The organism is Nocardioides sp. (assembly GCF_050246775.1).
Classification (GTDB): Bacteria; Actinomycetota; Actinomycetes; order Propionibacteriales; family Nocardioidaceae; genus Nocardioides.
This window is the reverse complement of sequence record NZ_JBFWVK010000011.1, coordinates 13127-33849: the sequence shown is the minus strand read 5'-3', so window position 1 is coordinate 33849 and position 20723 is coordinate 13127. Positions and strand designations below refer to the sequence as shown.

General features: G+C 67.1%; 21 protein-coding genes and 1 pseudogene. 20 read left to right on the top strand and 2 right to left on the bottom strand.

The window, feature by feature from the left end; all coding sequences use genetic code 11:
• The first annotated feature begins 155 nt into the window (after nt 1-155).
• From AB7I40_RS23370 to AB7I40_RS23275, 20 genes and pseudogenes are all read left to right on the top strand, one after another.
• The gene (locus AB7I40_RS23370) at nt 156-575 is read left to right on the top strand and encodes a TadE/TadG family type IV pilus assembly protein (RefSeq protein WP_428347776.1); all 420 of its coding nucleotides are present in this window, start codon (nt 156-158) and stop codon (nt 573-575) included.
• Nucleotides 572-1033: a TadE/TadG family type IV pilus assembly protein gene (locus tag AB7I40_RS23365; RefSeq protein WP_428347777.1), complete on the top strand. Its 462-nt coding sequence runs from the start codon at nt 572-574 to the stop codon at nt 1031-1033. Before AB7I40_RS23370 ends, AB7I40_RS23365 begins: the two co-directional genes overlap by 4 nt.
• On the top strand, nt 1030-4191 hold the full coding sequence (locus AB7I40_RS23360; RefSeq protein WP_428347778.1) for a LysM peptidoglycan-binding domain-containing protein: 3162 nt from the start codon (nt 1030-1032) through the stop codon (nt 4189-4191). The genes AB7I40_RS23365 and AB7I40_RS23360 overlap by 4 nt, the downstream gene beginning before the upstream one ends.
• Nucleotides 4192-4337: 146 nt before the next feature.
• Entirely contained in the window at nt 4338-5249 is a 912-nt protein-coding gene (locus AB7I40_RS23355; protein ID WP_428347779.1) for a bifunctional DNA primase/polymerase, read from the top strand.
• A gap of 11 nt (nt 5250-5260) precedes the next feature.
• Entirely contained in the window at nt 5261-5890 is a 630-nt protein-coding gene (locus AB7I40_RS23350; RefSeq protein ID WP_428347780.1) for a DUF2637 domain-containing protein, read from the top strand.
• Nucleotides 5887-6261 carry a hypothetical protein gene (locus AB7I40_RS23345; RefSeq protein ID WP_428347781.1) on the top strand — a complete coding sequence of 125 codons (375 nt, stop codon included), beginning with the start codon at nt 5887-5889 and terminating at the stop codon, nt 6259-6261. The genes AB7I40_RS23350 and AB7I40_RS23345 overlap by 4 nt, the downstream gene beginning before the upstream one ends.
• Entirely contained in the window at nt 6258-7106 is an 849-nt protein-coding gene (locus tag AB7I40_RS23340; RefSeq protein ID WP_428347782.1) for a serine/arginine repetitive matrix protein 2, read from the top strand. The genes AB7I40_RS23345 and AB7I40_RS23340 overlap by 4 nt, the downstream gene beginning before the upstream one ends.
• Nucleotides 7099-7329: pseudogene (locus AB7I40_RS23335) on the top strand (ParB N-terminal domain-containing protein); the annotation flags it as partial. The gene AB7I40_RS23340 and the pseudogene AB7I40_RS23335, both read left to right, overlap by 8 nt.
• 21 nt (nt 7330-7350) lie before the next feature.
• Complete coding sequence (locus AB7I40_RS23330; RefSeq protein ID WP_428348143.1) at nt 7351-8154, top strand: hypothetical protein; 804 nt, start codon at nt 7351-7353, stop codon at nt 8152-8154.
• Nucleotides 8155-8224: 70 nt separating this feature from the next.
• A complete protein-coding gene (locus AB7I40_RS23325) occupies nt 8225-8911 on the top strand; it encodes a hypothetical protein (RefSeq protein ID WP_428347784.1) in 687 nt (228 codons plus the stop codon).
• A gap of 29 nt (nt 8912-8940) precedes the next feature.
• A complete protein-coding gene (locus AB7I40_RS23320; protein WP_428347785.1) occupies nt 8941-10062 on the top strand; it encodes a peptidoglycan DD-metalloendopeptidase family protein in 1122 nt (373 codons plus the stop codon).
• On the top strand, nt 10059-10352 hold the full coding sequence (locus tag AB7I40_RS23315) for a DUF6112 family protein (RefSeq protein WP_340537639.1): 294 nt from the start codon (nt 10059-10061) through the stop codon (nt 10350-10352). The genes AB7I40_RS23320 and AB7I40_RS23315 overlap by 4 nt, the downstream gene beginning before the upstream one ends.
• On the top strand, nt 10349-11125 hold the full coding sequence (locus AB7I40_RS23310; RefSeq protein ID WP_428347786.1) for a DUF6349 family protein: 777 nt from the start codon (nt 10349-10351) through the stop codon (nt 11123-11125). The genes AB7I40_RS23315 and AB7I40_RS23310 overlap by 4 nt, the downstream gene beginning before the upstream one ends.
• A gap of 71 nt (nt 11126-11196) precedes the next feature.
• On the top strand, nt 11197-11538 hold the full coding sequence (locus AB7I40_RS23305) for a DUF6112 family protein (RefSeq protein ID WP_428347787.1): 342 nt from the start codon (nt 11197-11199) through the stop codon (nt 11536-11538).
• Nucleotides 11539-11575: 37 nt separating this feature from the next.
• Nucleotides 11576-12916 carry a conjugal transfer protein TrbL gene (locus AB7I40_RS23300; RefSeq protein ID WP_428347788.1) on the top strand — a complete coding sequence of 447 codons (1341 nt, stop codon included), beginning with the start codon at nt 11576-11578 and terminating at the stop codon, nt 12914-12916.
• Nucleotides 12913-14379: an SCO6880 family protein gene (locus AB7I40_RS23295; protein WP_428347789.1), complete on the top strand. Its 1467-nt coding sequence runs from the start codon at nt 12913-12915 to the stop codon at nt 14377-14379. Before AB7I40_RS23300 ends, AB7I40_RS23295 begins: the two co-directional genes overlap by 4 nt.
• A gap of 131 nt (nt 14380-14510) precedes the next feature.
• Nucleotides 14511-15308, top strand: coding sequence for a type IV toxin-antitoxin system AbiEi family antitoxin (locus tag AB7I40_RS23290; RefSeq protein WP_428347790.1), 798 nt, complete (start codon nt 14511-14513; stop codon nt 15306-15308).
• Complete coding sequence (locus AB7I40_RS23285) at nt 15305-16282, top strand: nucleotidyl transferase AbiEii/AbiGii toxin family protein (protein ID WP_428347791.1); 978 nt, start codon at nt 15305-15307, stop codon at nt 16280-16282. The genes AB7I40_RS23290 and AB7I40_RS23285 overlap by 4 nt, the downstream gene beginning before the upstream one ends.
• A gap of 65 nt (nt 16283-16347) precedes the next feature.
• On the top strand, nt 16348-16812 hold the full coding sequence (locus tag AB7I40_RS23280; protein ID WP_428347792.1) for a hypothetical protein: 465 nt from the start codon (nt 16348-16350) through the stop codon (nt 16810-16812).
• Nucleotides 16803-18290 (top strand): ATP-binding protein, encoded by a 1488-nt coding sequence (locus AB7I40_RS23275; protein WP_428347793.1) that lies wholly within the window; start codon nt 16803-16805, stop codon nt 18288-18290. The genes AB7I40_RS23280 and AB7I40_RS23275 overlap by 10 nt, the downstream gene beginning before the upstream one ends.
• Here the strand turns inward: AB7I40_RS23275 and AB7I40_RS23270 are convergent.
• Both AB7I40_RS23270 and AB7I40_RS23265 read right to left on the bottom strand, forming a co-directional pair.
• Entirely contained in the window at nt 18287-19417 is a 1131-nt protein-coding gene (locus tag AB7I40_RS23270; protein ID WP_428347794.1) for an HNH endonuclease family protein, read from the bottom strand. The two genes, AB7I40_RS23275 and AB7I40_RS23270, sit on opposite strands and share 4 nt — an antisense overlap.
• Before the next feature lie 32 nt (nt 19418-19449).
• Nucleotides 19450-20667, bottom strand: a complete 1218-nt coding sequence (locus AB7I40_RS23265) for an adenine-specific methyltransferase EcoRI family protein (RefSeq protein ID WP_428347795.1) — start codon at nt 20665-20667, stop codon at nt 19450-19452.
• Between the last annotated feature and the right edge of the window lie 56 nt (nt 20668-20723).

The window sequence follows — 20723 nt, the reverse complement described above, 5'->3', positions numbered from 1 at the left end:
TTGTTCAGGAATCCCGACGAAATCTCGCAGATTTGTGGTGGTGTCGCATGCGCCCGATGAGCAGGAACAACGGCCCACGCAGGAACTCTGGGGCTCAACGAACCCACGGCACTAGGGACACCATGACATCCGGGCGGGCCAGATGGCGGCGACTGGTGAGGGACGAGCGGGGCTCAGCTGCGGTCGAGGCCGTGGTTGGCGTGCCCGCCTTCGTGCTGTTCGTCGGGCTCATCATCTTCGGGGGAAGGACGGCGACCACCCATCAGTCCGTCGAGACCGCCGCCGCCGATGCCGCCCGCGCCGCGTCCATCGAACGCACCGCGACCGTCGCCAAGAACAAGGCCATCGCGGCAGCGACCACCAGCCTGTCCAACCAAAGCATCAACTGTCTCGACATCGACGTGACCGTGGACACCAGCCAGTTCAGCCGCACGGTCGGCGAAACAGCAACCGTCACAGTGACCGTCCAGTGCCGCCTCGACCTCTCCGACCTGTCCGTACCCGGAGTGCCTGGCAGTCGCCTCATCAAGGCCACCACGACCAGCCCGATCGACACCTGGAGGGAACGCGGATGACACCCCAAACCTCTACCCGCCACCGCCACCGCCACCGCCACCGCCACCGGGACGAGCGTGGCTCCATCTCGATCTGGCTCGTCACCTCCAGCTTCGTGATGATGATGCTCGTCGGGCTCGCCGTCGACCTCGGCGGCCAGGTCCACGCCAAACAGCGTGCCCACAACATCGCCGCCGAAGCAGCCCGCACCGGCGCCCAGCAAGTACAGCCCGCCCCAGCCATCCAAGGCCAGTACGTCCGCGTCGATGCCACCGCCGCCCGTACCGCCGCCGAGCAGTACCTCGCCGCCGCCGGCATCGAGGGCACGGTCACCGTCACCGGCCAAGACACCATCCATGTCGCCGTCACCGACACCTACACACCCACGTTCCTCTCCTTCATCGGCATCGGCGACCTCACCGTCACCTCAGATGCCTCAGCCCGCATCGTCCGCAGCCTGGGAGGAACCGAACAATGAGACCCACCACGCGAGGGCGAGTACGCGACCGCCTCTCCGGCCTCGGAGCCACACTGCTGATCGCCGCCTTCGTCATCGGGATGCCGCCACTGCTCTTCGCCATCGACGCAAAGCCCTGGCACGAAAGCCTTGGCGACATCGGCTCACTCTTGACCAACCCGGACGACGGCACCCTCGCTCTGCTCGTTGTCGCTGTGGTCGCCTGGCTTGCGTGGGCAGCCATGACGGCGCTGTTCGCCCTCGAAATCCTCGCCTTCATCCGTGGCGTACCGGCCCCACGCCTCCCTGGTCTCGGACCGCTTCAAGATCAAGTCGGGAATCTCGTAGCCGTGGCCGCCCTACTGTTCGTCGCCACCCCTGCGATCGCACCGGCGTTCGCTCCACAGGCAGCCCACGCTGCTCCCGAGACGCCTCAGCAGATCGTGATCCCGACGGCAACGCCGCTCGCCGAGACTGCCACCGCTGCAACCCCCGTGGTCACTTCCGGCCCCGACGAGGCGACGACACTCGACTACACGGTGCGCCGTGGTGACAGCCTGTGGAAGATCGCCCAAGAGCAGCTCGGGGACCCGATGAGGTTCCACGAGATCGTTAGCCTCAACCCGGATGCTCTCCGGGGCCGCGCGGACTTCATCGACCCCGGCATGGTCCTGCGCCTGCCCAGCGACGCAGCACCCACCCGCGAGGAAACCGAAGATGCACCCCAACCAGAAGAGACCTACGTCGTGGAATCCGGCGACACGCTGTGGGAGATCGCCGACGAGAAGCTCGGTTCCGGTGAGCGCTACCCCGAGATCTTCGAGGCTTCGCGCGACACCGTGCAACCCGATGGGCAGCGGCTCACCGACCCGGACCTGATCCGACCCGGATGGAAGGTGACCGTCCCTGGCACCAGTGCACAGGTCCCGCCGATCATCGAGCCTCCGATCGCTGAGCCCCCGGTCGATGTCGAACCGACCGAACCCAAGCCGGAACAGGAGCCGGTCGAGCCGGAGGGCACGGGCACCGAGAGCCCCGACACCGGGCACGACCCTGCTGCTGACGCGCAGGAGGACGCCGACCAGGGCCTGAACGCTGACGCGCCGGGTTGGCTCGTTCCGGGACTGGCCGGTGCCGGTGCAATCCTTGCCGCCGGGCTCCTCACCGCGCTGCGCCGCCGCCAGCGCACCCAACTGCGCTACCGGCGGCCCGGGCATATCGTCGTACCACCGCCTGCGCCACTGAACGACCTGGAGAAGACCCTCCACGTAGAAGGGTCCTCGATGGCCCAGCAGATCGAGGCCCTTGACCACGCCCTGCGGCAGATCAACACCAGTCCTCGCGGTCTGCCCGAGGTGATCGCTGTCGCGCTCTCGGCCGCCGAGGCAACGCTCCATCTAAGTGTGGACGATGAGGACGCGACTCTGCCCGAGCCGTGGACCGGAACAGGTCGCAACCGCACCGCGCGACTCCACGGCACCAGCACGGAGCACAGCGACCAGAGCCCACCGCCGTACCCACTCCTGGTCACCATCGGACAAGACGACGACGGGACCGTCTGGTTCCTCAACCTCGGTCACGCAGCACACGTCGCCGTCACGGGAGAGGGCACCGGCGGCGAGGACTTCCTCCGCCACTTGGCCGCCGAGCTGGCGCTCAACCCTTGGTCAGCCGAGGTCGACATCGACACGTTCGGGCTGTCACGCACACTCGTCGACCTCGACCCCGCCCGACTCCACCATCACGACGACACCCGGCTCCTCGACAAGCTCACCGCAGACCTCAGCCAACCCGGCATCCCCGGGCTTGCCCCAGAGCGACAACGCGCCCTGCTCCTGGAACGCACCTATGCGGACACCGATGCGTCACACGCAATCACCTCAGCCAACACCTCCCACTCGGCTCGCGGCATCACCGTGGTCACCGTCGGCGACCACCTCACCGCGGATTCACTGGTGGTGGATGTCGACGAGTCCACGCGGCTCACCATTCCCATCCTCGGCCTCACGATGGCGGCGGCAGGATTGAGCGACGAGGAGGCATCATCGTGCGCTGCGATTCTCGACGTCACCCGCGACACCAACCTCACGCCGGTCCCCGTGGACGAAGAGGCCATCGGCCGCGACAGGCTGGTGGACAAGGCTGGCGCGCTGCGCGACGAGTTCGTGGAGTCACGGCCCGTGGGGCCGGCGGGAGGAACAGCACTTCTGCCCAGACCGACCAGTGAGTATGCCGATGTCGCGGCGACCACGCCCGAGGATGTCGAGATCCTGGCACCCGTCGTCCCTGAGACGACACGCACCGCAGTCGAGGACGCCGACCCAACTCTGGATCAGGAAGTCGCATGGTGGTTCGACCCCACCTGCCGCCTCCCGCGCATCAGCGTCTTGGGACCCGTGCATGGGCGTGCTCACGGGGACGCGACGGACATCACCGGCCGCAAGCCCTTCTACACCGAGATGCTGGCGTACCTCGCCCTCCATCCCGACGGGGTGACCTCAGCGCAGGTCGCCGACGCCTTCGCCATCACACCCAAGCGCGCCCGTGTGGACATGAACGCGCTTCGCTCCTGGCTCGGCACGAACCCTCACACCAGCGGACCACACCTCCCGAAAGCCGACGAGTCCCGGGCCGCCCGGCAACGAGGCGGTCACTTCTATCAAGTCGACGACGTGCTGCTGGACGCCGACCTGTTCCGTCGCCTACGCGCGCGCGGGCAAGCCCGGGGTGCGGCAGGCATCAGCGACCTCGTGACTGCGCTCAGACTGGTCACCGGCCAGCCGTTCGGGCAACTCCGGACCAACGGGTGGGCGTGGGTCCTGGAGGGTGACCGGCTCGACCACATCCTCACCTGCGCCATCGTGGACGTCGCCCACATCGTGACGACCCATGCCCTCGCCGAAGGAGACCTGGCGATGGCACACGAAGCCGTCGAGGTCGCCCACCACGCTGCACCGTACGACGAGATCACCAACCTCGACCTCGTGGCCGTGGCCTCCGCCGAAGGGCATGAGGAACTGGCCGAGCAACTCCTCAACGACCGGATCTACAACCGCAGCGACGACGACCTCGGACCGGTCGAACTGCCGCCGCGAACCCAGGATATGACCAGCAAACGGTCCCAGAACGGCTCCCAGCCGAGCGGAAACCGCCCCGTTCCGACCCCGCGCAAGGGGTAGCGCGAAACTTTTTCCAACTTTTTGGGGAACCCCCAGCTGACCTGCGCAAACGCGGAATCCGGCAGAGGTTCCCCCTTGGGGGAACCCTGGGGGAACCCCTCGTGGGGGAACCCATCCGGTAACCCCCTGCGACCAACGTCGAGCACATGAACAGCTCGACACGAGAACTCCCGGCGTGGTCACCGGACCTGCTCGCCGGCCTCGGCGACGCGCCCAACCTCGGCACCGCCGCGCGTCACCTGGCGCGGGCCGGCGTTCCGGTCTTCCCGTGCGTTCCTCTGGGCAAGCAGCCGCTGACCCGCCGGGGGTTCCTCGACGCATCCACTGACCCGGGCCGAGTCGCGCAGTGGTGGGGGCGCTGGCCGGAGGCAAACATTGCGATGCCGACCGGGGCTCCCTCGGGCATCGTCGTCGTGGACGTAGACGTCCACGCCTCTGGCAGCGGCGTCGACGCCTTCGAGCGTGCGCGTTCAGCCGGGCTCGTCGAGGGCTGGGCCTGGATGGTGCGCACCCCCTCGGGTGGCCTCCACGCCTGCTACCCCTCCAAGCCGGGTGTCGACCAGCGCTGCTGGCAGGTCCCCAGCCAGCACGTCGACTGCCGGGGCGACGGCGGCTACGTGGTACTCCCACCATCTCGGGCGACCCTGCTCAGCGGAACCATCGCCGAGTACCGCGTCGCCTCGATCACCGACCGCCGTCCCTCGCCCATCGACACCACGGCGCTGCGCCGGTTCCTCGAACCCCCTCGCCCCGCCCCGACCTCACGGACCATGCTCCCGCCCGCAGCAAGCTCCAGTCCTGACCGGTTGGCGGCGTGGGTGGCGTCCAGGCCCGAAGGAGCCCGTAACCAAGGGCTGTTCTGGGCGGCGTGCCGAATGGTCGAAGCCGGTCACAACTTTGACGCCTCCCTGGCCGTGCTCGGCGAGGCTGCCCGCGCCGCCGGCCTGACCGAACGCGAGGCAGAGACGACCATCCGGTCGGCGTACCGCACCACGTCCCCCGATCTCCAGCGAACCCCGGCTACCGGAACGACGCCGATGGGGGTGACGGGACCGTGAGCATCAAGTCGATGAGTCCGGTCGTCGCCACCGCCGTCTCCGGGACCGTGCTGATCGCCGCCGGTGCGTTCTGGCTTTCGTTCACCTCGCTGGCCGATCTGGCCCGGCGGTCGGGCATCGCACCAGAGCAAGCGTGGGCATGGCCGCTCATCGTCGACGGCATCATCGTCGTCGCCACCGTCGCCGTGGTCGCCCTCTCCCCGGCGGCAAGGCCACGGGCGACCTGGTATCCGTGGCTCCTCCTCGCCTCCGGCGCAGCCGTCTCGGTCGCGGCCAATGCGCTGCACGCGGTGATCGCCGCCGACGCATCCGTGCCCGCAGTCGTTGCAGCAGCCGTTGCGTCGGTGCCGCCCGTGGTGTTGCTCGCCATCACGCACCTGACCGTTCATCTGACACGCACCGTCGACACCGCAACCCAACCTGGCCCAGGTGAGCCACCCCCTGCACCAGCCGCACCGCCGTCCAAGCCGAGCGCCGTCGACCAGCGCGCCGAGGCCGAGCAACTGCGGCTCGACGGGATGAGCAACCGCGCCATCGCCCGCCACCTCGGCGTCCACCCCTCGACCGTCGGCCGCTGGCTGGCACCCCTCGACTCGACCCCCGAGTCGTTCACCGCACCCATCACGAAGGAGCAGCAATGAATCACGACCCCCATGAACACAGGACCGACAGGACCCTCGACCCGGCGCCACGGGCAACCGGGGCAGCCGAGGCCGAAGTCTCGGCACTGGCCATCCACCGCGATCCATCCCACAGTCCGGCCGAACGCCGAGGAGCGGAGCCGGCCAAGGCCCAGAAGACGATCGCCTGGGTGCGCCCGTCGGAGCTGGTGACGACCCTCGGCTCCGACCGGCTGCGTCGCGGCATCGACCTGGAGGCTGAGCTCGCACGGCGGGCTCGCCGCACTCCGGCGCAGGCAGCGTGGAAGGTCCGACGACGGATAACCCGCAACGCCATCGGCCGACCCGAGGCATCCGCGCCGACCGTCACCGACCAAGGGATTGCGCTGTGAAGCGGCCAGCGGACACACGTCCGCCGTTCACCAACTCCGAAGGACTGCGTGCGACGTTGCACCGCCTGCACGCCGCCGGTGAGCAGAGTTGGCGCGAAGACCCCGAAGCAGCAGAACTGATGCTCTACGCGATGGACAAGTACGGGGCACTCGCACGTAAGCACCATCTGGAACCCGAGGACGCAGCCGTCGCCGCATTCGAGGTCATGCGCACCCGGGCCGCGCGCGACGCCTTCGACCCCTGGGCCGTGGTCACACGCGCGGTGCAGGTCACGCTGATCGCTGAAGAACGCGCCAACGGGCTCCTGTGCTCGACTCACCAAGCACGCCGCCCGCAGATCTCCGCTCATCACGACGCCGAGCGGTTCAGCGACCGAGACGTCGCACTGATCGACTACCACCCCGCCTTCCATGTTGCTGCCGAGCAGAACGACCTGGGCGAGCCCGCCGAAGCGGGCGTGGAACCGACGGGCGCGTGGCAGGCAGCTGAGCAGGCCGTCGTGCTGTTGAGCCTGCTCGGCTGGCCCGTCGACACCGCACGCTCAGGGATCGACTACATCTGCGCGAGGGTGATCGAGTCAGGCTCACGCAGCGCCGCACACGAGGTGCTGCGGCGCGACCTGCACGCCTGCGCCCTCCTCGACCTCAGCCGGGCGTCATGGGCGGTTCTACTCCGCGTCGTGCTGGGCAATCAGACTCCGGACCATGCCCACACGACGGCAGGACGCGGCGTCCTTCTGCGGCTCCTGATCGGGCATAGCGTCACCGAACTGCTGACCGACGACGCCTTGGTGCGCAGCATCGTCACCGCCTCGCCCCGGACCATCAGGGTCAGTCATGCCTGACGCGAGCGCCAACGGTCACATTGAGCTTGAGCGGCGCATCGACTCCATCATCGTTGGCTCACGGCATCGCAAGGACCCCGGCGACATCGAAACGCTGATGGAGTCCATCGAGGAACTGGGGCTTCTCCAACCGATCACCGTGACCCCGGACGGTGTGCTCGTGTGCGGGTGGCGCCGCCTCGTTGCCATGCAACGGTTGGGTTGGCGCACCTGCAACGTGTGGGTGCGCTCTGGAATCTCCGACTTGCTCAACCGGCTGCTGGCACAGCAAGACGACAACGTGCTGCACAAGCCATACAGCCAACTCGAAGCTGCCGCGCTCTACCGCGAACTGAAGTTGCTCATGGGCGAGGACGCAGCTCGACGTCGCGCGGCTGAGGGATTCACCCCGACGTATCAGCCCCGGTGGAACGGCGGTGCCGATTCGGCACCACCGTTGAACGAGACGCAGCCTGATGGCTCTAACGGTGGTGTCGATTCGACACCACCGTTGGGAGGCTTCTCCGGCAAGGCGCGCGTGCAGGCCGCCGAGGCCGTGACGGGCACAGCGTCATACACGCGGCTTGAGCAGATTGGGCGCCTTCAGGACATCGCGGCCGACGAGGACCAGCCCGAGTCGGTGCGCGAGGTCGTCGCGGTCGAGCTGGCGCAGATCGAGGCCGGTGATCCCGTAGATCCTGCCTTTCAACGTGTTCAGGCGGCCATCCGGTTCGCCGCGGACGAGAAGGCGCTGATCGAGGCCGCCGAACTTCGACGTCTCGCGGCCGAAGCGCTTGAGCGTGCCAAGACCGCCAAGCGACGCCGGAGCCCCAGCAAGACCGATCGTGGCAAACCAAAGTCACCCACCATGCACAGCCTGCGCTCCTTCCGGCTGACGTGGCGCGACCTCGACGGCTGGACCGAGCACTATGACCCGGCCGAGATCGCCGAGGGCCTGGGTGACGAGGAATGGGAATCCTGGGAGCGCGTCGTCGCCGAGACAGTCGCGTTCGCTGAGGCAGTGCGTGCGTCCCGTGCTGCCGTCGACAGCGAGGCGATGAGCGCCTGAGCACGACCGTCGGGGCCACGTGGACACCTATGTCGTGTCCACCCAAGTCCCCGCCGGAAGGAAACCCCTCATGCTCCGCGAAGCCCCGGATCAGTTCCCGACTCGTCGTGTGCTCGTCGCCGCGACAGTCTGTCTCGCGCTCCTCGCGGCGCTCATCTTCGCCACCGTCTCGTTCCGATCCGGCACGCCCAGCGACCCAGGACTGGTCCCGGCGCCTGAGTTGCACGGGTCGGGGTCGTGGACCCTCGGGGCGACTGAGGACACGTCAGGAGTGCTGCGTCCGTTGTCACCGACCGCTGATCCCGAGACCTTCGCGCGTCGCGTGGCAGCGGGGCTGTTCGATTGGGACACGGCCGGCGCCACCAGCAGGAACACCTACGTCGAACGGCTGGTCGCCGTTGGAGATCCGAGCGGCGAGTCGACACCGGGGCTGGTCGCCGACATCGCCGGGTATCTGCCCAACGACGAAGCATGGCGGCAACTGCGCAGCTACTCCACTCGCCAGCGAATCGAGCTCGACAGCCTGAGTGTGCCGACGCTGTGGGAGCAGGCTCTCGCCGAGGCCGGACCCGATGGGTTCGCGCCGGGGACGACGGCCTACACCGTGACCGGCGTCCGGCACCGGGCGGGTATCTGGGAGAGCGAGCCGGTAACGAGTTCGCACGATGTCGCGTTCACCGTGTTCATCGTCTGCGGCCCGACTTATCCCGAGTGCCACCTGCTGCGTCTGTCCCTGCTCGACGAGCCGTTGGACTGAGACGGCAGAACGAGAGGGCGAGGCGTGTCATGAACAAGACCCTTCTCGCTGGCGGCGCGGCGCTGGCGACGGTGATGCTCGGGCCAGCCGCTGTCCTCCTTGGACTCGCGGCCCTCATCAACCCGGCACAAGCGGCGTGCGTGCCCACCACCTCGACCGCTGCCTCGACCACGAGCGGAAGTCCGGCTGGTGCGGATGCTCCGGCCGAGACGAGTCGCGTGGTCTTCCCGCTTCCTGCCGGGACGTGGGTCAGGACGAGCGGCTACGGGATGCGCGTCCACCCGATCACCGGGGAGCGCAAGCTCCACACTGGGGTCGACTTCGCTGCTCCTGCCGGTACGCCGATCCTGGCTGCGGCCGACGGGCGAGTGGCCTTTGCCGGTCCAGCGACCGGGTACGGGCATCTCATCCTCGTCGAGCACACCGTCGAAGGTCAGCTCGTCGCCACCGGATACGCCCACATGTACGCCGATGGCATCGGCGTGTCCGTGGGAGATCGGGTTCATGCTGGGGACCACATCGCCGATGTGGGCAGCGACGGCTATTCCACTGGCGCTCATCTGCACTTCGAGGTCCGTCCCGGCGGGGCGCGGGCCGCAACGGTCAACCCCGAGCCCTGGCTCGCCGGTCACGGCGCCGCCGAGGTCGACCAGAACAACAGCACGACCGTGATCCCGGCTGGCTGCGAGGCCGACGTGGTGGCCCCCGAAGAGTTCGACGGATCAAACCCCGACGCCCTAGTCGATGACCCCACCAGCAACGGCAAGATCACGGCGCGAACCGCCTATGTCCTTTCCCAGGTCCGGGCTAGGTTCCCTGAATCGTCCTGGGCCTGCTGGTCGCCCCGGCCCGGAACCAAGTCCGAGCACCCGCTGGGCCGCGCGTGCGACGGCACATTCGGGAACTCCATCGGGCAAGCCGCGAAAGGGCACGCCTTGGAGTACGGCTGGGAGGTCACCAACTGGCTGAAGGCCAACGCGACCAAGCTCGGCGTCGAGTACCTCATCTGGCAGGGCAAGATCTGGAGCGTCGCACGCTCCAGCGAAGGATGGCGCTCCTACAACGGCGGTGGAATGCACGATCCCTCCGGCATCACCGGAGGGCACTACGACCACCTCCATTTCACCATCGCCACCGGGGTCCGGGCATGAACCGGGTGATGACTCTCGCTTCCGCGTCTGTCGGGCCGGACTTCGGTGCGCTGGGCGGTGCCGGGACGTTGCGTTCGATGGTCGGCGCGCTCTTGACCTACGGCCTGCTGACCTCGGCGTTGATGGTCATCATCTGCGCGGCGGCCTGGGCGATCGCGTCCTCGTCTGGGAGTTGGCAAGCTTCCGCGAAGGCCAAGACCGGGCTCTTCGTCGCGCTCGGCGGCGCGGTTCTCACCGGCGGGGCGCTGGCGTGGGCAAACTGGTTGCTCGACCTTGGAGCGTCGCTGTGAGCCGCTACGCGGAGGCCGAGGGACAGCTTGCCTTCGACATCGAGGGCATGATCCACGCCGCAGAGGTCGAAGCCGCCCCGCCGTGGACTGGAGCGCCGCTGCACTTCACCGTCGACTACTACCGACCCAGCGATCTCGACGCCGCCTTCGCGCATTGGCAGTTCCTCAATCGTGGGGTCCTCGGCTCCTACGCCGCGAGCCGGATGTGGCACCGCGCCATCGCGGTTCCCGGCAACGTCCAGGTAGGTGATCACGGGTTCGACATGTTCACCGCTGACCTGCGCTGCAATGACGACGACCACCGTCACGGGAACTGCTCGTGCCTCGGCGACCTCATGTACCAGTCAGTGTGCGAGCCCTGCGACTGGCACGCCATCACCGACGGCGAGAACAAGGCCGTCGAGACATGGCACGACCACGCGATTCCCGGCTGGCGCGAACTGCCGATCGTTCCAGCGCGCATCAAGATGCGCGACTCCAGCATGAGGCCCAGCAAGCAGGCCCGTGATTGGGTGGAGGAGCACTACCCCGAAGCCATGCGGTTCCCCGGCGCGCCGGTCATCACCGAACGCCCCATCCTCGGGCACCGCCACGTTCCGGGCAGATCACCGTGGGCGGGCTACGACCTCTCCCACACCGCCGTCGATCCCGACCGGGTGATCGCCACCGCCACGAAGGTCACCACGAGGGCCGCTCCGGCTCGGCCCGCACAGCCGGCTCGCGAGGCCGGGCGGGCACCCGCCTCCTCGACCGGTCTCGGCATCGGCGACTGAGCGAACAAGCTCGGGACGACGAGAGCACCTTTCCAGCGCAACCACCCATCGCGCTGAATCAGGAGACGCTCATGCTCAACCTCGCCAATCCGCTCACGTCGCTGTCCGCTCTCTCGAGTGGCGTCGTCGCGGTCCTGCCCGCCGACATCGACATCTCGCCGAACTCCAACGGGCTTCCGGGCATCGGGCAGCTCCGAACCATCGTCGGAGCCTCGATGACGGTCGGGCTCATCCTCGCTGTGCTCGCGCTCATCATCTCCGCGATCGTCTGGGCGCTCGGAGCCAACAGCAGCAACCCGCACTTGGCCGGGCGCGGCAAGACCGGCGTCCTGATCGCCCTGGGCGCAGCGATCATCACCGGCGCCAGCGTCGCGCTCGTGAACTTCTTCTGGAACGTCGGCCAAGCGGTCTGACCCGCCAACCAAGTGACGTTGAGGAGAGGACACGACGATGGTCGACGTATGCGACGTACCCGTCATCTCCGGGGTCTGCGACGCAGCCGGTGATGCCGCAGCCAGCCTGGTGACCGCACCCTTCGACTGGCTGGCACAAGCGATGGGTGGCGCAGCCGCGTGGATGTTCGAGTCGATGTGGAAGGTCTTCGACTCCACCACGATGGTCGACGTGACCAGCACGCAGTACGTGCGGGTCTACAACCTCCTGTTCGGCATCGCGGCGGTCATCATGGTCGGCTTCTTCATGCTCCAGGTCATCGGCGGCATGGTCCGGCGTGAACCCGCCGCTCTGTCGCGTGCCTTGCTCGGACTGGCGAAGTCGATCCTCGGATCGTTCGTCGTGCTCGCTCTGCTGACGACCGCGTTGGAGATCACCGACCAGATCTGCGTCGGCATCGTCCACGCGGCCGGCACCAACATGGAGGACATGGGCGACCGGATCGCCCTGCTGGCCGGTGGACTGGCGACCCTCAACATCGCGGCTCCTGGCGCGGGCGCGGTCATCACCATCTTCATCGCCGGCCTTGCCATCGGTGGCGCGGTGATCGTGTGGATCAGCCTGCTCATCCGCAAGGCCCTGCTCTTGATCGCCATCGTGTTCGCACCCGTCGCATTGGCGGGCGCGACGTGGGACCACACCCTGGGATGGGTCAGCAAGTGGGCCTCCTTCGTCATCGCCCTCATCGTGTCCAAGGTGGTCGTGGTGGTGATCTTCCTGCTCGCCACCGCCCAGGTGTCCGCACCCATCGACGCCGACCTGCAATCAGTCAGCGAGCCCATCGCCGGAGTCGTGCTCATGCTGATCGCAGCATTCGCGCCCTACATGGCCTACAAGGCGATCTCGTTCATGGGCTTCGACATGTACAACTCGATGAGCATGGAGCAGGAAGCCAAAGCAGCACTCAACCGCCCCCTCCCGATCCCGACGGCCCGGCGCGGCGGGCAGGAGCCCCAGAAGGTGCTCGAAGGGGGCAACGGAAGCGGGGGCTCCAGTTCCTCCAGCCCTGCACCAACGCCTTCTTCATCGGGTGGGGCCGGATCGGGCGGCGCCACCGCTGGGGGCGGGTCGTCTGCCGGGGGCGCCAGCGCCGCAGGCGGAGCGGCCGGTGGCGTCTTGGCCGGGGCCGTTGTGGCGAAGGAGGCTGCTACGGCCGGGCCTCGTATCGGCTCCAAGGTTGGGGCAAGCGCCGAGGGCCACGCCGACGGTGCGAACCAGTCGGGCCAGCCTCACCCGCAGGGTGGCGGGAGTCCGCCGCCGCCCGCGCCGATAGTTCCCCACGTCGCTGATCCGACTCCTCCGACTCGCACTGCTCGGCCTGGGGGTGAGAAGCGATGAGCACGACGACAGGACAGGGCACCGAGGCTGGCCTGACACCGGTGAAGTTCTCCCGGCTGTCCAAGCGCGGCGTACTGCTTGGGCTGTCCGGCTTGCAGCTCGTCGTTGTTGGCCTCGGTGCAGTCGTGCTGGTGTTCTCGTTGTATCTGGGCGGCGGCATCATCCTCGCCTACACGGCACCAGTCCTGATCCTGTGCGCCGCCCTGGCATGGGTCGGTATCGGCGGGCGGAAGCTCGTGGAGTGGCTGCCGATCCTGCTCCGATGGGCGTGGCGCTCCAGCGGCGGGCAGCTCGTCTACCGACGCAGGGTCCTCAAGCCCCGCCCGGCCGGAGTGCTCGCCCTGCCGGGAGACGCCGCCAGCCTGCGGCAATGGGTCGACGCCGAGACCGGGGCGGTCATGGTCCACGACCCACACGCCGCGACGCTGACCGCATTGGTCTCGGTCACCCACCCGGCGTTCGTCCTACTCGACCCGATCGAACAGGAACGGCGCGTCACCAGTTGGTCCAGAGTGCTGGCCACCGCTTGCCGCTCGGGGCGAATCGCCTCGATGCAGATGATGGAACGTACCCTGCCCGACTCCGGCAAGGGACTGGCCGAGTGGTGGCACCGCCACGGCCAACAGGACGGCTCCTGGGCGGCGACCACCTACGGCGAGCTGATCGACCGCGCCGGCCCCGCCGGTGAGCGGCACGCCAGCACCGTCTCCATCGCACTCGATATGAAGACCGCCGGCCGCGCGGTCCGTGCCGCCGGTGGTGGGATGCGGGGTGCCGCCGCCGTGCTGAGACAGGAGATGACCACCATCACCGCCGCCCTCCGCGCTGCCGACCTCGCCCCCTCGACGTGGCTGGAGCCCGGCGACCTCGCCGTCATCCTGCGCTCGGCCTACGACCCCCAAGTCGCGGCCACGCTGGAACGCCACGGCAACCTCGGCCGCGACCTCGCCACCGCAGGACCGGTCGCACTCACCGAGACCTGGAGTCACTTGCGCAGCGACTCGGCCCACCACTGCGTGCTGTGGATCAGCGAGTGGCCCCGGTCGTTGGTCTATCCCGGCTTCCTCTCCTCGGTGCTGCTCTCCTCCGGTGTACGTCGCACCTTCACGCTGCTCTACACCCCGATGCGCGCTGACCACGCCGCCCGCGACATCCGCAAACGCAAGACCGAGCACGTCTCCGACGCCGCCCAGCGACAGCGTATGGGTCAGATCGAGGACGCCCAGCAGGACGCCGAGTACCACGACGTGCTCCGTCAGGAAGCCGACCTCACCGCCGGCCACGGAGTGCTCCGCGCGACCGGGTTCATCACCGTCAGCGCCACCACCCCCGACGAGCTGGAACAGGCCGTCGCCGCCATCGAACAGGCGGCCATACAAGCCTCCTGCGAGACCCGCCGGCTCTGGGGCCAGCAGGCCCAAGCGTTCGCCACGGCGGCGCTCCCACTGTGCCGGAACGTGTGAGTGTCATGATCGCCTTAGTTGCATCAGATTCAGAGGCAAAATGCTTCTCCTTGACACTCTACGCCCGCTTCCTCGATACTGGTGTCACACGGAATGTGTTTGCATCAGATTCAGAGGCAAGGAGGTGTCCCATGACACGCACAATCCCGCCGTCCTTGGCCCCGGTCATCGCTGAACTCGAACTTGAAGCCGCTGACCTCGTGACCACGGCGAAACTTGATGAGATCGTCAAGGCTTCCGGCGTCGGCACGGCGACGCGCACCGTGGCGTCTCGGCTGCGCGAACGCGGGTGGTTGCTTCCTACAGGCCAGCGGGGGGTGTGGGAGTTCGCTCCTGGGGCGGCCGCTGGCGCGGTCAGCCGGGGCGGTCACACCCGTCTGTTGCGGTCGGCGTTCGCCCACGGCAACGTGGAGTGTGGTCTGACCTTTCAGGCGGCGGCGTGGGCACATGACCTGGCCGACCGCGCGCCGGTCCGGCTGGAGGTGGCCGTGGTGTCGGCCCGCGAGGCGCGCAAACTCCCCGATGGGCTGGACGTGTCGATCTTCGCGCCGACACTCGGTTACGTCACGCTCAAGGGTGTGCCGGTGCTTGTCCCGGCCAGCGTCTTGGTTCACATGGCTGCCCATCCCAGCGACGTTCGCTCGTGGACCAGTGCTCTTGAGTGGCTCCCCGACCTTGCCGCAGAGGCGGGCGTCGAGGACGTGCTGACCGAGCTCAAGGGGCGTCCTGCCACCGTCGCAGCCCGGCTTGGCTACCTCATCCAAGGACTACGCCCCGACGTCGCCGAGCAGGTCGCCGGACCAAGCACGAAGACGTGGTTCGGCCCCCGGCAGAAGGTGGTCCGGCACGACAACCACTGGCAGATCGCTGACACACTGCTTCCATTCGATCCGCGGTCCCTGTCCTCGGTTGCAGGAGCAGCCGCATGACCAGCGGCCCCATCAGCCTGACTCTGGGTTGGCTCGGTCGCCATACGCCCCCGGGAGCCGGCGTTGACGGCCGACGGGCAGCCGTCATCGACATCGCCCAAGACCTGCTGTTGCGTGAACTCCATCAGAGCGGCGTACTGGACGCTCTCGTGTTCAAGGGCGGCACGTCACTACGCAAGCTCTACGCGGGCAACCAAGGACGGTTCTCCCTCGATCTCGACTTCAGCGTGGCCGACCCGACGGCCGACCCCGACACCGTGGTCCTGGACCTGATCGGCGAGATCGACGGCCTGCGCATCGGACCATTCGCCTACGGCGTCACCGAACGGCGGGGCAAGTGGTGGCTGACCATCGAGAGCGAGCTCTCAAACGAGGAATCGGGGTTGGCGAGCAAGCTCGACGTCTCGCCTCCTCCCTGGCTCACACCGGTTCGCCGGGGCTGGGTATCTATGCCTGTTCACGGCACCTACGGCGGCCCTGCCCTGCCGGAACTCCAAGTCATCCGACTGGAGGAGAACATCGCAGAGAAGGTCTCGCGGCTCAACCGCACCACCACGGCCCGCGACCTCTATGACCTCGCATGGCTGGCTACCCACCAACGCAACATAGGCAGCCTGGATACCGACCTGATCCGGCGCCTCGTCGTCCTCAAGGTCTGGGTCGATGCGCACGGCGTCGCTTCGGCGACCTGCTCATGGCGGCCGGGTCACGAGCCCCGCCCGTTCGACCCCGATGCCTGGCTGCGCATTCGCAGGGTCGGCGAAGTCGACCTCGACGACATCGGCGCCCTGGCAGTGCCAACTCCGTCACTGGACGACCTCAACGCGACCATCGGCGCCCACTTCGCCTTCCTCCGCGATCTGGACAAGGACGAACGGCAACTCGCAGCCGCCCGCGAGCAGGACCGCCCGATCGCCCTCCGGCTCCTCACCGAGCTCCCCGGCGCCAGATTGGCAGAACTCGGCATCTACTAACCCGACAAGGGTGCGGCAGCGCACCTGCATCTCGACCGCACATTGTCGAGACGCAGGAGACCCGGATGCCGACCTTCGAGGATGCCGTTGCTGACGCCGCCGAGGCCCAGCAGGCGATCAGGGGCCTTGCTCACGCGATGCGGCGCATGAGTGATCCGAGTCAGGGCTACCCGGTGCTGGGGTCGCTGACGTGGGGCTTGGCGTCGCTGGAGTTCGCTCTGACTCAGCTCGCGCGCTTCTACGAGACGACCGCCCAAGAGCAGGCCGCCGTACAAGGCGACCGAGATGCCGGTCGCGCATCCGCCCAGCGGGTGGCCGAGCATCTGCGGGCTTCCAGCGAGTTCGTCGCGCGTGCCGTGGAGTCGGTGACCTACGCCCACAACGCTGACTCCGAGATCACCTACATCCCGCCTTCCGCAGTGCCGTCCGCCCCGCGGCGCACCGCGAGAGCGACCCGACCCAAGCAGGTTGCGCCGACCACAGCGAGCGCGCCGGTCCGCACGGTTGAGGTGAATGGACCGTGGCTGTGACGGCGCGGGACGGAGAGCGGCTGCACAGCGCTGTCCTGGTTGCTCCGCGTCGGGAGCGCCGCCGTGACCGACGGGCTCGCCGGGCGTCGGCGAAGTCGTTGATGACCGCCGATCGGGAGACCCGCAAGGCCGCAGCCAAGCAGAAGGCCGACGAGTTGGCGGCGGAGCGCCGTGCGACGGTCGTCTTGCCCAAGTCCGGGGAGCCGGGGCCGGCGAGTCTGAGAACGTCGGGCCGACTGCGGCTGCCGCGTCATCAGGACACCTCGGCGACCTGGGGCGGGGCGTATCCGTTCGTCGCCGAGGGCGGGCTCGGATCGGACGGGGTGTTCGTCGGGCAAGACCTCTACAGCGGTGCGTCGTTCGTCTACGACCCGTGGGTCTTGTACCGCAACGGCCTCATCACCGCCCCGAACGTGGTGGTCGCCGGGATCGTCGGGTCAGGCAAGTCCTCGCTGGCCAAGAGCCTCTACACCCGGTCACTGCCCTTCGGAAGACGGGTCTACGTGGCGGGAGACCCGAAGGGCGAGCACACGGCCGTCGCGCGCGCCGTGGGCGGCATGGCGATCGAGCTGGGCCACGGGATGCCCGCGCGACTCAACCCCCTCGACGAGGGATACCGGCCCGTCGGACTCGACGACGTGGAATGGGCAGCCCAGGTCACCTCCCGGCGCCGCGACCTCATCGGCGCCTTGACCGAAACCGTTCTGGACCGCCGCCTGACACCCCTGGAGCACACCGCCGTCGATGTCGCCTTGGCGAGCACCGTCCGTGCTGCTGAGGTCCCGCTGCTCCCGATGGTGGTCGACCGGCTACTGAACCCCGATGCCCACGACGACACCGAGGGCCGGCTGGCCGAGGACGGCCGACTCGTCGGGCACGCGCTGCGTCGCCTCGTCGGCGGGGACCTGGCCGGCCTGTTCGATGGCCCCTCGACGGTGCGGTTCGACCCGACGCTGCCGATGATCTCGCTCGACCTCTCGCGGGTCACCGAGAACGCCACGCTGATCTCGGTGCTGATGACCTGCGCGAGCGCGTGGATGGAGTCCGCGCTGATGGACCCAGCGGGCGGTCAGAGATGGGTCGTCTACGACGAGGCGTGGCGGCTTATGTCGCACCCGTCGCTGCTGCGACGGATGGACGCGCACTGGCGGCTGGCGAGGCACTACGGCATCGCCAACATGCTGATCTTCCACAAGCTCACCGACCTCGACACTGTGGGCGACCAAGGTTCGGCGATGCGTGCGCTTGCTGCGTCCCTGCTCGCCAACGCGGAGACCCGCATCATCTACCGCCAAGAGTCCGACCAGTTGGGTGCGACCGCTGATGCGCTCGGCCTGACCGGGACCGAACGGCAACTGCTGCCCACACTGGGCACCGGTCAGGGTCTGTGGCGGATCAAGGACCGCTCGTTCGTCTGCCAGCATCAGCTCCATCCCGCCGAGTTGGAGTTGTTCGACACCACGGCCCGGATGCGCTAGCGGTTGCCCTTGCCGCGGTTGTGCGGCACGCAGAGCATTTCACAGTTCGCAAGGTCCGTCTTTCCGCCCTTAGACCATGCCGTCACATGGTCGGCATCCATCTCGCCCTGCTTGTAGATCCGAGTCTTGTTGGCGTTTTCGCCGAGGGCACACACCGGACAGTTGGAAACGCCGTTGCCATTGGCAGCCTTGGTCTGCCTCTCGTATGCCGCCCGTTTGGTCGGCTCGTCGAAGAGTCTGATGTCGAGCAGTTGGGGGGCGGTCTTCCGGCCAAGCAGAAACTCGTAGATGCCCTTGGTGCTCTTCACGAACGGGTCCCCTCGCAGGGCATCTACCTCCGCATTCAACTCTGCGGCGTTGTACGACGTGGAGTGGTAAGTCTCGTAGAGGCGTCCCCACTCACGCCCGCGCATTTCCTTGTCCGGCGGGCGGACGAAGACGCCACTGATCCAGTCGATGACCGTGGAGAAGTAGACCTTCAGTTCGGCGATGGAGTCCTCTTCCCGTTGCCGGGCTAGGTACGAGTCCACGCTCACACCCTGAGATGAGGCAACCCAGTGAAGGGCTTCGGCGAGGATCTCTTGACGCTTGGGGTCACCCTTCACGTAGGACTGCCACTTCTGAAGGTTCGCGTTCTGGCTGTTGCTGAACTCCGCCTTCGCCTTGGTGACGAACGGCCCGGAGTAGATCGCATTTAGGAGCTCTTGCGCGTTGAGGGGGACACCGGCGATGTTGATCGTGCGGAACCAGTCTTTGATCTCCGTCTCGGTTCCTTCGCAATGCCACACCTGTAGCTTGCTGTCGAGGATCAGGCGCTTGTCTTCCGGGTTGAGCGATGAGAACGTCTGTTCCTTGCCATCAACTCGGATCGCAAACTTGCCGGTGACAAAGCGCCCGATGCTGGTGATGCGCTGCTGGCCGTCGAGGACTTCGAGAGTGTCGCCGGCGACGTTGAAGTAGATGAGTCCCAGCGGGTATCCCTTGAGCAGCGACTCGATGACGGCAACATCTCTCTTGCCGTCGTTGTAGATGTAGTTGCGCTGGTACTCCGGCTGGATCACCAGCTTCCCAGCGAGGCCGAACAGGCCCTTGCCCTCGAACTCGTTGTAGACGAAGCCTTCCGTCACTTGCTCAACGCTGTACTCCGCGAGTTGAGTCCTCATCGGTTGACCTTCCGTCGGATGAAGAGCCTCTTGTAAATGCGCTTCACGGGGTAACCCACGTCAAAGTAGGTGCCGGGGCCGAATGCGTCGACCCGGACGTAGCACGCATAGGACCCGGTGTGTGACTTCGTAGGCACTCCGTCAACGACTTTCTGTTTCCCCTTGTAGACCTTGGACTGCGGGTAGTCGCCCTCGCTGCTGCCGACGATCTCAAACTGGTCCGGGTTGTAGCGGTCGAGAAAGGTGATGGGGACTCCCATCATCCCGTCGAAGTCGCTTGGGATCGCGTCGACGAAGGGGACTTCGATCGCGTCGAAGTTGTCGTAGGGCGGGTAGCCGACGCCACGGACCTCTTTGTGCTTGCTGTAGCGGATGTTGTCAGCCTCAGTCATGAGTTGAAGCGGCTCATGCCGACGACCGTGGTCGATGTTCGTGAACCAACAAGCGTTGCCGAGCCGCGTGTAGTCACGATCTGCGTCTGACGGGTAGCCGAGCTTCGCAGCCTTCAGCCGATCAGCCTCGGTCACTTTGGCTCCCTTGGGGACTCCGAACACCATGTCAGTGCTGTTTGCGGTTGCCCCCTTCCAGAGTTCGTTCGCCATGATGTGCGGGAACACCTCGTTGTATGTGATGGCGTTGTTGCTACCGATCACGGAGAACTTCCGGCCGCCGCCAATCACCCAGGTCATGAACTGACGGAAGAGGCTGAACGGCGGGTTTGTGATGACGAAATCTGCCTCGTCGCGGAGTGCCGTGACTTCGCGGCTGCGGAAGTCGCCGTCACCCTCCAGATACTCCCACTGGAGGTCGTCGATGTTGATTGCACCATCGCCGTTCACATCCTCGGCCGCCAACGTGAACTTCTTGCCGTTGGTCCGCGTCTTCGTCGCATCGAAGGCAGGACTCTCCAACTCGAAGAGTGTCGGCTGGTAGTCGACCTTTGCAGGGTTGCTGTCTGGCGCGTAGGACGTCGAGATGAGCTTCTTGAGCCCGAAGTCCGTGAAGTGAAGGGCGAAGAACTTAGCGAAGTTGCTCCACTCTGGGTCGTCACACGGGCACAGGACGGTCTTGCCGCGAAAGACGTCCGGGTCGTACTCCAGGTAGGCATTCATCTCGCGCTCGATGTCTGGCCACGTCGTATAGAACTCATCGTTCTTGGCGCTCTTGGCTGCGCCCAGGTGGCTGTTCTTCGGTCGCATGGTCGGCTGTGTCATCTCCGCACCAACGGTAGTGGAGCGTGTGGACAAGCTCGACGGCCCACACCGATCGG